This is a genomic window from Asticcacaulis biprosthecium C19 (genome assembly GCF_000204015.1).
Lineage (GTDB): Bacteria > Pseudomonadota > Alphaproteobacteria > Caulobacterales > Caulobacteraceae > Asticcacaulis > Asticcacaulis biprosthecius.
On the sequence record NZ_GL883077.1, the window covers coordinates 1,434 to 15,613 of the forward strand.

The following is a 14,180-nucleotide window of genomic DNA, read 5'->3' on the forward strand; positions in this document are numbered from 1 at the left end:
TTGATAACCGCTGCCGTGGCGATGGTGCCCAGGATGATGGCGTCGGCATTGGCCGCACCGGTGATGGTTTCGACGTTGGAGACGGTACCAGTATTAGCGACATTGGCCAGGGTCAGGGCGTCAGCGCCGCCGGCCAGGTCCAGCGTCATGCCGGTCAGGGTCGTGCCCAGGGTGACTGTATCGGCACCGGCGACACCGGTCAGGGTCTCGACATCGCTCACAGTCAGGCTGTTGGCGAAGTTGCCCAGAGTCAGGACGTCAGTGCCGCCGTTCAGGTCGATAACGCCGGCGGTGATGGCCGCGCCCAGGGTGATAGTGTCGACATCGGCATTGCCAGTGATGGTCTCGACGTTCGAGACGGTGCCGGTGTTGGCGAAGTTGCCCAGGATGAGGGTATCAGCACCGGTGCCGAGATTGACCGAGGTCCCGGTCAGGGTGGTGCCCAGGGTGATGGCGTCAACGGCTGTGCCGCCGGTGATGGTTTCGGCGTTGGAAACCGTCGCCGAGTTGGCGAAGTTGCCCAGGATCAGGCTGTCTGTGCCAGCCGCCAAGTCGACCGTGCCGGCGGTCATGATAGCACCGATGGTGATGGTGTCAGCACCGGTGCCGCCGGTGATGGTTTCGACGTTCGAAACCGTCGCCGAGTTGGTGAAATTGCCAAACGTCAGGCTGTCGGTTCCGGCGGCCAGGTTTACGACCGCTGCCGTGGCGATGGTGCCGAGCGTGATCGCGTCGGCATTGGCCGCGCCGGTAACGGTTTCGACGTTGGAGACGGTACCGGTATTGGCAACATTGGCCAGGGTGAGGGCGTCGGCGCCGGCGGCCAGGTCAAGGGTCATGCCGGTCAGTGTCGTGCCCAGCGTAATGGTGTCGATGCCCGTGCCGCCGGTCAGGGTTTCCGCATTGGAAACCGTCGCCGTGTTGGCGAAGTTGCCCAGGGTAAGGACGTCGGTGCCGCCGGCCAGGTTAATGGTGGCAGCCGACAGGGCTGCGCCGATGGTGATGGTATCGACATCGGCATTGCCAGTCAGGGTCTCGACGTTCGAGACGGTGACAGTGTTGGCGAAGTTGCCAAGGTTCAGGACGTCAACTCCGGCACCGAGATTGACGGTGCCGGTCAGGGCTGTGGCGAAGGTGACGGTATCGATCGCAGTGCCGCCGGTCAGGGTCTCGACGTTCGAGATCGTGCCCGTATTGACGACATTGGCCAGGGTCAGGGCGTCGGTGCCTGCCGCCAGGTCGACCGTCATGCCGGTCAGGGTCGTCGTCAGGATGATGGTGTCGGCGCCGGTGCCGCCGGTCAGGGTTTCGACGTTCGAAACCGTCGCCGAATTGGTGAAGTTGCCGAAGATCAGCGAATCGGTGCCGCTGCCCAGGTTGACGATACCGTTCGTCAGGATGGTGGCGAAGGTGATGGTGTCGGCCGCGGTGCCGCCGGTCAGGGTCTCGACGTTCGAGATGGTGCCGGTGTTGATGACATTGGCCAGGATCAGGGTGTCGGCGCCGGCGCCCAGGTCCAGGGTCATGCCGGTGAGCGTCGTGCCCAATGTGATAATGTCGATCCCAGAGCCCGCGGTCAGGGTTTCGACGTTCGAAACCGTTGCCGTGTGATTGTCATTGTTGAAGGTCAGGACGTCGGTGCCTGCACCGAGGTTGATGACAGCTACGGTAAGCGGACCGCCAACGGTAATGTTGTCATTGCCAGTGCCGGACGTCAGGCTCTGGAAGTCCGTGAAACTGCCGGTGTTGTCGCCGTTCCCAAGAACAATAATGTCAGCCATGGTAATGCCCCTTTTACGAACACATTACGCAGCCCTGTTGTCCATGTTTGCGCGACGCCAACACGCACAGGAGTGCGCAAGTCGAATTGACCTGAATGGAGGCGCTTTCAGCAATCTGAGAGAATTTCTGTCTATTGAGAACGCAGTCCGCCCCGAACGGGAACAGGCCTTATGCCAATGAGATTTTCACTCTCCAGCTCCCTTCTAGAGCCTATTGGCAAGTAATATGCGGCCAAACGCTTGAACAAATTGTTAATTGCTGGAAACACACCTTAACGCTTCGAACAGCATTTCGCGGAATTTGTATTTGTTGTTATAAATCAATATATTATTACATATTTTGTAAACGGCATCCGTGTTGTATTTGCCAAAAATCAACTTTTGGAGGCACATTTCGACAACCAGAAATCACCCTCGCGTTAAGAATGTTGCGGCGCAACAAGAGTATAATGGGCAATACTTGCCGACCCTATACTGACGCTAGGCAATTTTTGCCTACGAATACTAAATCAGATTCAATTTTCAGAGAAATAATGTGGCACAAAACGTGCCCGGTCATCGGTAATTGCGCTTGCGCTCTCACGGACACCCATGCCTTTTGCCTCGCCGCCGATGACCCAACTGCCGATCAGGGCGTGCACCCGATCGTGGCCGGAGCCCGCGACAAAGAGGCTGGCCAGGTCCTGATAGACGACGTCGTTGTCGCCATAGTTCCCGGAGGTCTGCTCCGAGGCGCCGACCTCGCCGCGGCGAAAGATCGCGATATTCTGGCCTTCGCGGCCCAGAACCGGCTTGCGGACATAGCCTGAGGACTCACCGCGCTCCATCTTCGCGCGCAACGGCCGTTCGGTCCGTTGAGTCTCCAGCAGGTAGGGGCTGTCCGGATTCATCTGCCACATCTTGACCAGCAGACGCTTGTTGGCCAGGAGCATCTTCCACGCCGGCTCGAACAGCCGGATTCGCCCCTTGAGCACGGCATCGACCAGACGCGGGCCGTAGTCGTCGGCCAGCAGCCAGTCCCAGGGATAGAGCTTGAACAACAGCCGGATCGGCTGGTCGTCCTGGTCGAGGAACAGGCCGCCGTCCTGAGGTGTATGGCCGATGGCCGAGATCGGCACAAATTTGACCTCGAGGCCGGCTTCGCGCGCCGCACTTTCGATATAGGCCACGGTACCGGTGTCTTCATCGTGGGGAAAGACGCAGGAGACGTGCAGAAAGCTACCGTGATCGCTGCGCCACTGCCGCAGCCGGTCGACCAGGGCGGCGTGCAGATCGTTGTATTGCGCCGTCTGCCCGGCGCCATAGACATCGGTCAGCCACGACCACTGGATAACCGCCGCTTCCAGCAGGCTGGTCGGGGTGTCGGCATTGTATTCCAGCATCTTCGGCGCGCCACGGCCATCCCAGGCGAAATCGATGCGGCCGTAGATGTCACGCTCCGCATTGCGCCAGCTTTGCTCGATCAGGGAAATGGCCGCAGCGTCATAGCCATAGTCGGCCAACTGGCCGTCGGCGATGAGGGTGGCCACCGCCGCCATGGCCATGCGGTGGCAGGCTTCGGTGGCGTCGTGAATCTGTTCGACCTCGGACTCGCTGAAGCGGTAGCAGACGCCTTCGTTCCAGTAGGGGCTGCCGCCGGCCGTGTGCCACAGCATGCCCTCGGCCTCGACGCGCGTCTGCCAGTCCGGGCGCGGCGCTACCGTCAAACGTTCCATGCCATGCCCTGCCCTACCCGCAGCAGCCGCCGCGCACCGCGGACGACCCGCCGAAACCACCGCGCGACGACGCCTTGTAGCCGGGCTTGCTCGGGTCGGAGCGTGACGCGGCGCGGCTGCCGCCGGCATAGACCGGTGCGGCATAGGCGTTTCCGCCCCGGCGGCGGTAGGTGTCGAGATCGACATTGTTCATGGCGCGGGCCAGCATGAATCCGGTCAGGGCGGGGACAAACCAGCCTCCGCCATTCCGGCTCTCGCAATGACCCGCACCGTATTCGGCTTCGCACTGTTCCTTACGGCTATAGGTCCGGCCTTCCTGGGCGGCGGCGGCCTGGGACTGGGCTTCGTCGCAGATCCGGTCGTCGGCCTGGGCCGCCTTGCATTCGGCGAGCGAATTATAGACGATGGCGTCATTGTTGCCGCCGCTGTCCCAGTCGCCCGAAGCCCTGGGCGCCGGATTGCCGCAGCCGCCCAGCATGCCCAGCGCAGACGTGGTGCAGGCCAGCATGGCCAGCCAGCGTGCGCGCCGGTGCTTCATTTCGCCGAGAAAGCGCGCCCGGTAGGCGCGGGTGGAGTTGGTCATGGTTTCGCGCCCTCAGTACGACAGGGCGGCGGCGTTGAGCAGGCCGACAACCAGGCTGAAGCCCGACAGCAGAAGGGCCGAGGCGATGCACGGCTTTTCGTCGCCGCGAGCGACAAGGCGGCCATAGGTGGTCTTCCAGAAGGTGCGGATGATCAGGTGCAGAACAACCTGACAGACGATGCCGATCCCGCCCCATAGAAGCATGTCGGCGGGATTGAAAGTCGAATGGCCGATCGACTGAATCGGCAAGGCCATGGCGACGGCTACGGCCAGGAGGTTGATGGCGACGGCGACATTGCCGTTGCGGATCTCGTGGAACTCCTTGATCGGGGTGACCAGTTCGTAGAGGAACAGGCCAACGCCCCACACCAGAAGGCCTGCGCCGAAGAACAGGAAATAGTCCGGCAGATTGGCCAGGGAATTCAAATCGACCATCGCGTGCGTCTCCTCTTTGACCGTCATCAACCACAAACACCGCGCGAAGTAAATTGGTGTGACGTGGCGGGTCCAGGCAGGGAGGAGCCAGGCGAGCAGAGGATGTCTACCCCAGGCCCGTTTTCAGGTTCGCCTTGATCCGCGCGACCAATTCGGGCGTCAGGTCACCCAGACTTCCGCGGTCGCCGGATGGCAGATGGGACAACGAATCGTCGTTGAAGACGTAATAGTCGAACACTGTCTTCCACAGCGCCTTGTGTCCCTCCGGCATGTCGCGCAGGGCCAGCAGGCTGTGGAACAGGGCATCGTAGGGCTGGGCCGCGGCAGGGGACGCATCGTCCCACCAGTAGTTCACCAGTACATTGAAAGCCGAAAGCGACCGGACCTGGTGCCACCAGCCATAGGGGATGAACAGGGCGTCGCCCGGCTCCAGATCGACTTCGAGCATCGAGGCCTGGGCGAGCGCAAAGCGCGGATAAAGCTCCAGGTCAGGGTTCTCCGGATCGACCATAGCCACTGGCACCCCGCCGATGGTGCGGTCGAACGGACCGGGATAGAGGTTGGGCAACTGTTCCGGCGGCAGGAGCAGGAATTTGCGCCGCCCGGCCACGACGCAGGCCAGGTTGTGGTTCAGGTCGTAGTGCGCCCGCGTCACCGTGCGGTTGCCGATCCAGATGCGCGGCTCGACGGTTTTCGGCAACAGCTCGAGCCGGTTCTCGGCCTTGACCTTGGGCATGTGATTGAACAGTTCGGCCGACTGGACATAGACCGAGGTCGGCCGTGCGTTCGCCTTTTCCGCCAGCAGCCGGTCCAGCGCCTGGGGGATGGGCGCCGGGCCATAGCGGAAGTTCTCGCTTTTGGTGTCGGCACCATAGAAGAAGTGCCCGTCGATATCCGGTGCACCAACATAGACCCCGGCGACCTGTCCGTTATCGCGCGCCTTCAGATACGCCACCAGGGCTTCGTCCGACTCCCGTCCAGCCGCCACAGCCGGCCAGTCGGTGACGACGCCCTTCAACACGGCGGGACGATTCAACGGCCGGATGTCGGCGGCAAAGAGCGGCGGTGTTACCCCCTGATAGGTCGCTATCGACATATTTCGCCTCCGCAAGGTGGCATTTTAACATCATCGTCACATAATCGTATACAGTATTTCAAATTTTGTATAATATATATTGACGGTTTGGACCACCGGTGATCCCTTCATACTCAGGGGTCGCGTATCCTCGGGCCTAAGTTTGCAGAGTGCAGTGCGCCGGGGAATGCGCGATCCGACTTTGGAAGAAGAAGGGTTCGCTATGAAGAAAAGTAACACCAAAGCGTGGATTATGGCCGGGGCGGCCGTTGCCGCCATCAGCACAGGTTTCCTGGGCGGCGCGGTCCATGCGCAAGATACAGCCGCCGCGGTGGCGACGGCTGAAGACAACGTGGTCGTGGTCACGGGTACGCGTATCCGCCGGCCCAACCTGAAAAGCGCCTCGCCGATCACCACGGTCGACGACCGCGAGGTCAAGCTGCAGGGCGCCATTGCCGTCGATACCTTCCTGAAGGCCCTGCCCCAGATGGAAGCCGGCAACAACGAAAACCAGTCCAACAATTCGGACGGCACCGCCGGGGTCAACCTGCGCAGTCTGGGCGGCAACCGCAGCCTGGTCCTGATCGATGGCCAGCGCCTGCTGCCGCAACAGGGGGTGGACCTGAACTTCATCCCGTCGACCCTCATCGAGCGCACCGACGTCCTGACCGGCGGCGCGTCGTCGGTCTATGGCTCGGACGCCATGTCGGGCGTGGTCAACTTCATCATGCGCAAGCGCCTCAACGGGGTGCGCGTCGATGGCCAGTACAGCATCTACCAGCACAATAACGACAATGACGATCTGCGCGCCTTGCACACGTCGCGCGGCATCGAACTGGCGCCGGAAAACGTCTGGGATGGCGCCAAGTATGACGCCAATATTGCCATGGGCGCCGACCTGGCCGACGGCCGCGGCAATGTCACCGGCTATTTCGGCTACCGCAAGATGGAAGCGGTAACCCAGGACGCACGCGACTATTCCGCTTGCGCCCTGTTTGAGGCCTCCGCGACCAGCTTCGGCTGCGGCGGTTCGGGCAACCACGCCTATGGCAAGTTCCGGGTGATCACCGGCCCCAATGCCGGCGCCGAATATGCCAACGCCAAGGACGGCAGCAAGACCTGGGTCACGAACGATGGTTCGTTCGCCTACAATTACGCACCGTCCAACTATACGCTGCGCAATTCCGAGCGCTACCAGGCCGGCGGCTTCGTCAATTACGACGTAACCGACCATATAAGGTTCGACGGCAGCTTCATGTTCATGGACGACCATTCGGTGTCCCAGGTGGCGCCGTCCGCCATCTGGTACGGCCGGCCGTTCGACATCAACTGTGACAACCCGCTGATGAGCAACGACCAGAAGATGAAGCTGTGCGGATCGACCACCTCGACCGCCACGGAAAAGGCCTGGGTCGCCTTCCGCGCCGCCACAGGTCCCGGCCGCCGCAACGACATGCGCCACACCAACTACCGCTTCACGGCGGCGCTGAGCGGCGACCTCAATGATACCTGGAGCTATAACGCCAGCGCGCTGTATGCCAAGACATTGGGCCAGTTCAACTATCAGAACGACATCAATCAGGACAAGGCGGCTAACGCGCTGCAGGCCGTGATGTCGGGTGGTTCGCTTGTCTGTAAGGGCGGCCAGGTCGGCTGCGTTCCGGTCGATATCTTCAGCGCCAAAGGCCCGAGTGCAGAATCCTATAACTACATCTATGCCCCGACCTTCACCCGCAATGAGCAGGACATCCTGGTCTACAACGCCTACGTTTCGGGCGATCTGGGCGACTACGGCGTCACCTCGCCGTGGGCCGAGGAAGGTGTAGCCGTCGTTGTCGGCGTCGAAAGCCGCAAGGAAACCCTGGACGAGAAGCGTGACGAAACTCAGCTTGCCGCCGGGCTGGCCAATGCCGACGGTCAGGTCGAAGCGAAGGAAATCTTCACCGAAGTGCAGATTCCCATTGTCGCCAACAAGCCCGGCATCCGCAGTCTCGATGTCTCGCTGGGCTATCGTTCGTCGACCTTCAATGTCTCGTCCTCGACCTCCACGGGCAGCGAGAAGAAGACCGACACCTGGAAGGTTGAAGGTCGCTATGCACCGACGGCCGACATTCTGTTCCGCGCCAGCTACAACAAGGCCATGCGCGCCGCCAATATCGGCGAGCTGTTCGCCGGTCGGGGCGTTGGAAACGTCGCCCTGATCGATCCGTGCGCCGGCCCCACCCAGACGGCGACCAAGGAGCAGTGCCTGCGCACCGGTGCCAGCGCGACTCAGTATGACAGCAAGAGCATCCCCCGGACCGAGGCGGACGTCGGTTCGGCCCTGGGCGGCGGCAACCCGGACCTGAACCCGGAAGAAGCCAAGACCACGACCTTCGGCCTCGTCTTCACGCCGCGCGCCATGCCGAACTTCTCGGCCAGCCTCGATTACTACAAGATCCATATCGACGGCTATATCGGCACAGTCGATCCCACAGTCACCCTGGCCCAGTGCATCAATACGGGCGATCCGTACTACTGCGCCCTAATCCATCGTGACCCGTCGACCGGCGCTCTCTTCGGCTACAATGTCCAGGGCGGCCATATCATCGCGACCAACCTTAATACCGGCTTCCTGGAAACCACCGGCTTTGACGTCACCGCCAACTATGTCCTGAATACCGGACACGGCAACGTCACCTTCTCGCTGGTCGGCACGCTTCTGAGCTCGCTGGAAACCGAGGTCCTGCCTGGCCTGGGATCGTATGACTGCAAGGGGCTGTACGGCCCGATCTGCGGCCAGCCTTCGCCGGAATGGCGCCATAACCTGCGCACCACCTGGGCGACCCCGTTCGAAAGCGCCTGGCTGCCTGCTGCCGTGTCGCTGAACTGGCGCTATGTTGGCAAGACGGAGCTGTCGCGTAACACCGAGGATCCGTTCCTCAAGGGCAACAAGTCGGTGCTGAACGCCGAGATCGAAGCCTATAACTACTTCGACCTGACAGCGGTCTATAACCTGCCGTACAATGTCACCTTGCGGGCGGGCGTTACCAACCTGTTCGACAAGGATCCGCCGGCGATCGACGGTGGCCTGCTGGCCGAAAACGGCAACGGCAACACCTATACCAGCACCTATGATCCGCTGGGCCGTATGTTCTTTATCGGCCTGTCGTCGGCGTTCTAAACAAGTCGATACCTCCCCGCGCCCCTTGGCGCGGGGAGGGGACCGCCCGAAGCCGTAGCGCAGCGAAGGCGAAGGGTGGTGGTGGGGCGACTTTCTTTTCTACCCGGCGCCGCAGATCCCCCCTGCGGCGCCGTATTCTTTTTGGAGGGCGGGCCAAGCGTCAAAACGGTGAAGATGGGGATGCCGGGTCCAGCAGGGCGATCAGGTCGTCATAAAGCTTGCGCGGAATGGTCACCCGGCCGCTGGCCAAACTCCGCGCCCTGGCTTCATACCTCCGTTGCGACGGCAGCCGCGCGCCCTGGCCCAGGATGGCGTCAAACAAGGCCTCCGCCCGGGCACTATGCACGACATGATCCGGACCCATAAATACCTTCGGGTCGAAGGCCAGGATCAACTCGCCATGATACGGCGTCGCGCCCGTATCGCCGTCAAAGGCCATCGATTCCAGGCTTAAAAAGTCGCCGATCAAAGGCCCGGCCATTAACTCGATCATCGCCGATAACGCCGAGCCCTTGTGCCCGCCGAAGGTCAGCATGGCGCCCTGCATGGCGGCTTCGGCCTCGGTCGTCGGATTACCGTTGCGGTCCAGTCCCCAGCCCTCGGGGATCGGCTTCCCCGCCCGGCGGTGCAGCTCGATCTCACCGCGCGCCGCCGCACTGGTGGCGAAGTCGAAGACGAACGGGTTACCCTCCGGCCGCGGCCAGGCAAAGGCCAGCGGATTGGTACCGAACACGCCTTTCGTGCCGCCATGCGGTGCTACCCAGGCATGGGACGGCGTCATGGCCATGGCCACCAAACCAGCCTCGGCAATTGCTTCGACCTCGGGCCACAGCGCTGAAAAATGATAGCAGTGATTGATGGCCAAGGCCGCCAGCCCCACCGTCTTCGCCTTGGCGATCAGCACCGGCCGGCCGGTCTCATAGGCCAGCAGAGAGTAGGCCCCCTTGGCATCCACGCGCACCAAACCCGGACCCGCATCGCTGACCACCGGTTCAGCGTCGGGCGATACCTTGCCGGTTTTGAGCGTGTGGGTACAGACCAGTAGCCGGTACAGGCCGTGCGAATGGCATTCGTCGCGCTGACCGGCCCAGATGGTCCGAGAGATGGCCGCCGCATGGGCGGGCGAAAACCCGGCCGTTTCCAGCACGCGGACGCTTAGGTCCCACGCCGCGTCCAGTGTCAGACTGTGCGTCACGCCGCCATCCTTAAACGGAACGTATCCAGACCTGAGACTGAAGCCCCGTGAACCGCGTGCGCGGGCCAATCTGCGAGTCCACGATCGCTGCGTTCGATCCCGGCGCATAGTCGACATCGCCGGCGCCCACTTCGGCCGCCGCGCCGACACGGTTCATCCGGGCATAGTTCGGAATGGCCAGCATGGGCGAGCCGTCCTCCCAGGTGCCGGTCAGGGTCATGACGCCCTGCAGGAGGTCTGGACGCCACTGGGCCTGGATCGGCTTGGCGCTCAGCTTCTTTTCGATATCCGGCTGGTCGGCGCGTTCGACATTGTAGACCAGCGGGCCATAGGCCAGGGCGACGCGGCCGCGACCGGCCTCGATGCGCTGATCGGCGATGATGCGTTGCGGCGCCATCGGCAGTTCGAACGACACGGTATCGCCGGCCTGCCAGGTGCGCTCGACCACGGCATAGCCCTTGACGATCGGCGGCGTCACGGCCTTGCCGTTGACGCTGAAACCGGTCACCCCGCCGACCTGTGGGCTCAGGGTATACAGCTCGCTGGTCTTGCGGTCGGGAATACGGATGCGCAAAGCAAAGGCCTTGGACACCTTCGGATTGACGGTGATCTTGACCTTGCCGTTCCACGGATAGTCGGTTTCCTGGACCATCTCGACATCGGTGCCGGCGACCTTTTCGACCGTGATGCGGCTGCCGACGAACAGGTTGACATAGAGGCCGTCGTTGCCCTTCACATAGGTCCAGGTCGGCAACATCAACAGGGTGCGCGGGATGTTGGCGACGCAGCACGGGCAGACGTGCCACAGCGTACGCTCAGTATTGGTCAGCGGGTTGGTGTAGCAGAAGGACTTGCCGTCCAGGTCGGTAGAACCCAGCAGCGCATTGTACAGGGTCTGTTCGTACAGGTCGGCATATTTGGCGTCGTGATAGGCCAGGTTGAGTTTATACTGGAAGAAGATCAGGCCGCAGCTGGAGCACGACTCGCAATAGGCGCCGTTGCGCAACGAATAGTCGGGCCCGAAGCCTTCCGAAGTCTCACCGCTGCCGATGCCGCCGGTGATATAGTATTTGCGGTTGACCATATTGTCCCACAGCGACATGACCGCGCTTTGGTAGTCGGTATCGTGGGTTTCGGCGGCGATATCGGCCATGGCCGAATAGAAGTAGACCGCGCGCACGGCGTGGCCGACGGCTTCGTACTGCTGCGTCGGCGGCAGATGGCTCTGGTCGTACTCCTGGCCGCCGCGACGCGATTCCAGCAGGAAGCGCGCCAGGTCGATATAGGCGTCCCCTTTGCCGGCCCCTTCCATATCGTTGACGAAGCGGCCGAAGCGGACGAGGGCCTGCTCCATCTCCTGATGGCCGTCGAACCACGCCTTCTTGCCCGGGCCGATATTGGCGACCCAGCAGTCGGCCAGCTTCTTGGCTGCGTTGTAAAGGCGCAGGTCCTGGCCGTTGGTCAGGGTATAGTGGTTGATCGCCGACTCGATGAAATAGCCGGCGATATAGCCTTCGTGGTCGGCGCGGTGGGCCGGATCCCAACGCTCGTCCCACTGCCCCGGCGCAGCCAGCGTCTTGGCCGTCTGCAGGTAGCCGTCGGGTTCCTGGGCGCCCAGGATGACCGGGATCCACCTTTCCAGCGTGGCGCGCATCTGGTCCTGGGCGGCGATCATCTCGGCGTCGCCACGCGGATCGACCATCAGGCAGATACAGATGGCTTCGATGGTCTCGATGACCCAGGCATTGGAGAAGACATAGCCGCGGTGAGCACCATGCGGCTCGCCGCGCAGCTTCTTCGCCGCCTCGATGAAATTGTCGATACCGCCGTCGCCGGCCTTCAAATCGGTACGTTCGCAGTAATGGATGACGTGCGGCATCCAGTTGACGATCAAGGCCTTGGCGCGGGCGTTCCACAGCGGATTATCGATGCTATAGCGCTTGGTATAGACGACATCCAGGCGTTGCGCCGGCGGCGGGGTTTCGGCCCGCACGCGCAGGGTCGAGGTGCTGGTCTTGCCATTGGCCGTGGCCGCCAGCTCCAGAATATAGTCGCCGGGCGCGGTCACCCTGGCGGTGGTGTTGGCGGATTTGGAGTCGGCGAAGCTGACGTCGCCAGGGCCGGAAACCTTGCGCCAGGTCAGGCCGGCGGTGGAGGTCGAGGTCAGCCATTCGGCCTTGCCGCTCAGCCAGGTGCGGCCGCCGGTCATGACGATGCGGTCGATACCGGCGGCAACCGCCGGAGCAAAGGCCGGCACGACGCCGTAGCTCCAGGCGCGCCATTCCAGGATACCGGTCGACAAAGTGCCATCGGAGGTGATCTCCAACCGCAAGCGGTCGGTGGTCACCGGATCAAACGCCGTGGAATTGAACTGGTCCTTCTTGAGGCCCAGGCCCTTCGGATTCTTGACCGGCACATAGGCCGATCCGTTCCAGTACAGCAGGCGGCAGGACTTCGGCAGCCCTACGCCCTGGCCGTCGACCCACCAGTAGATCTCGATCTTGTCGGTGGTGACGGGCTGGCTCCACTGGTATTCGACCCATTCGGTGCCGGTCTTTGGCCAGTTGCCGTACATGCCCTTTTCGGTGTCGGCGGAAGTGGCCGGCTCATGGCCGTCATTCAGCGCGATGACCTTGGTGTCGCCGGAATTGTACGAGGCCGACGGGGTTGCGACTTTTGCCAAGTTCACCGGCGTCTGCTGGGCCTGGGCGGATGCCGACGGCAGCGACGTGGCAAACAGGGCGGCGCCTGTGGCGGCCAGCAGACCCCGGCGCGACAGGGCGCCGCCGCAGCGGCAGGAATCGGCGTCGCAGGTGTGCGACGAGCCGGACGAAAAGGGGCGGGAGCTGAAGTTTTCCATCTTGAATATACCGTATACTATTCAAGTGGCAGGAGGCAAGCGCAATTGCCGCAGGCCAGGTGTTCAGGCGGGAAGTGGCAGATGCGCAGCGCGGGATGCAGCGCAGGGCCGGATCCGACCTGACCTCTGCCAGGAAGTCGTGGCCGCCGATGGTCCGCCAAACCAGCCGAACTGGCAAGATTTGGGCTGTCACTTTCCGGTGTAATTATTCGCCGTTCCAGTAGCTGGCGATGGTTTTCGACTCGAAGCGGATATCGCTGAAGACGGTCGTCAGCTCTTCGCCCAGCGGCGACTGGCCGAACATCCCGATCGCCAGCGGCCTGGCCGGATCGACGCTGAAGTCGCGCAGGATTTCCCAGGTCTTGCCGTCACGCGAGACGTAGAAGAAGACCGACGTCTTGACTCGGACAACCTTCATCCAGATTTCATTGACGCTGCCTTCAGTGCGGAAATGGTAGCTGTTGTCGCCGACCGGAGTCGAGACATTGGACGAGACGGCGTTGGTGTTGTCCGGCAGGCGTTCGAACAGCAGCTTCGCCCAGTAGCCTTCGCCGTTCCATACCACCAGGCCCGGTCCGTCATAAGCGGCTTTAAGGTCAGATTTCGCTTTGAAGGCAAAGATGAAATTCCCTGCCGGCGGGGTAAAGGTCAGGCGCGGGGCCGACGCCACCGCCGGCTTGCCGGCCGGATTGTAGAGGTCCGTGCCCTTGGGCGCTGTCAGGGTCAGTTCGCCATCGGCCATGGTCACGTGGCCCGCTTCGGACAGGGTCAATTCGAACGGCAGGCCCTTCATCCATATCTGCGGAGTCGCCATGGCCTGACCGCACGCCAAACTAAGACCAATTACCAATGGTATGATAAAACGCACAACGAACTCCCCGATTATTTGGTTATGGTTTGGTCGTATGATGCGGGTTGCGGCGTGTCAAGTTGACTTCGGGCGACACGTCACGCCGGGCAGCGGCCAGGCCTGTTGGGTGTCGCGGCGGACGGCGAGGCATACACCGTCTTCGATGACGATGTCGAACCGGATCGGCTGGGCGGTGGAATGGCTCTCATGCGGCCCCAACGGCGGTGGCAGGACAGTGATGGTGCTACCGTCGCTGGCGCCCAGTTCAATGCGCGCCTTGCCGACGGCTTGGGCGAGGGCCGAGGTGACGGCGGTTTTGGTCGTCGGGTCGCTGAGGTCCACCGTCGCCGGCGCACGGACCGCGGCGGTCGACTGGCAGGCTGTCAGGGCCAGCGGTAGGATGAGAATATAGCTGCGCAAGACCATGAGGGGCTCCGATGCAACTCCCTCTCCCCACTTGAGGGGAGAGGGCGGGGGTGAGGGGTCCGCGAAGAATCCGCATCGACAGCTTTTAGCCGAACCA

Annotated in this window: 10 protein-coding genes; 1 reads left to right on the forward strand and 9 read right to left on the reverse strand. The window is 62.4% G+C overall.

Annotated features, from left to right (window positions below; all coding sequences use genetic code 11):
• The 5 genes from ABI_RS00595 to ABI_RS00615 all read right to left on the reverse strand — a co-directional run.
• The coding region (locus ABI_RS00595) for a beta strand repeat-containing protein (protein WP_040308435.1) at positions 1-1,781 on the reverse strand (1,781 nt) is incomplete at its 3' end.
• A gap of 515 nt (positions 1,782-2,296) precedes the next feature.
• Positions 2,297-3,496 carry a glutathionylspermidine synthase family protein gene (locus ABI_RS00600; RefSeq protein WP_006270847.1) on the reverse strand — a complete coding sequence of 400 codons (1,200 nt, stop codon included), beginning with the start codon at positions 3,494-3,496 and terminating at the stop codon, positions 2,297-2,299.
• A 13-nt stretch (positions 3,497-3,509) separates the two neighbouring features.
• On the reverse strand, positions 3,510-4,079 hold the full coding sequence (locus ABI_RS00605) for a DUF1190 domain-containing protein (protein WP_006270848.1): 570 nt from the start codon (positions 4,077-4,079) through the stop codon (positions 3,510-3,512).
• 12 nt (positions 4,080-4,091) lie between these two features.
• A complete protein-coding gene (locus tag ABI_RS00610; protein ID WP_006270849.1) occupies positions 4,092-4,514 on the reverse strand; it encodes a DUF350 domain-containing protein in 423 nt (140 codons plus the stop codon).
• A 106-nt stretch (positions 4,515-4,620) separates the two neighbouring features.
• Positions 4,621-5,610, reverse strand: a complete 990-nt coding sequence (locus tag ABI_RS00615; protein ID WP_006270850.1) for a cupin-like domain-containing protein — start codon at positions 5,608-5,610, stop codon at positions 4,621-4,623.
• A gap of 202 nt (positions 5,611-5,812) precedes the next feature.
• Here ABI_RS00615 and ABI_RS00620 point away from each other — a divergent pair, with 202 nt between their 5' ends.
• On the forward strand, positions 5,813-8,752 hold the full coding sequence (locus tag ABI_RS00620; RefSeq protein ID WP_040308438.1) for a TonB-dependent receptor domain-containing protein: 2,940 nt from the start codon (positions 5,813-5,815) through the stop codon (positions 8,750-8,752).
• 160 nt (positions 8,753-8,912) lie between these two features.
• Here ABI_RS00620 and ABI_RS00625 read toward each other — a convergent pair whose 3' ends face one another.
• The 4 genes from ABI_RS00625 to ABI_RS00640 all read right to left on the reverse strand — a co-directional run bounded on the left by ABI_RS00625 (position 8,913) and on the right by ABI_RS00640 (position 14,083).
• A complete protein-coding gene (locus ABI_RS00625; RefSeq protein WP_006270852.1) occupies positions 8,913-9,947 on the reverse strand; it encodes an Ldh family oxidoreductase in 1,035 nt (344 codons plus the stop codon).
• 10 nt (positions 9,948-9,957) lie between these two features.
• A complete protein-coding gene (locus ABI_RS00630; protein WP_006270853.1) occupies positions 9,958-12,807 on the reverse strand; it encodes a glycoside hydrolase family 127 protein in 2,850 nt (949 codons plus the stop codon).
• A gap of 205 nt (positions 12,808-13,012) precedes the next feature.
• Positions 13,013-13,621: a DUF1349 domain-containing protein gene (locus ABI_RS23320; RefSeq protein ID WP_006270855.1), complete on the reverse strand. Its 609-nt coding sequence runs from the start codon at positions 13,619-13,621 to the stop codon at positions 13,013-13,015.
• 111 nt (positions 13,622-13,732) lie between these two features.
• Entirely contained in the window at positions 13,733-14,083 is a 351-nt protein-coding gene (locus ABI_RS00640) for a hypothetical protein (RefSeq protein ID WP_006270856.1), read from the reverse strand.
• Between the last annotated feature and the right edge of the window lie 97 nt (positions 14,084-14,180).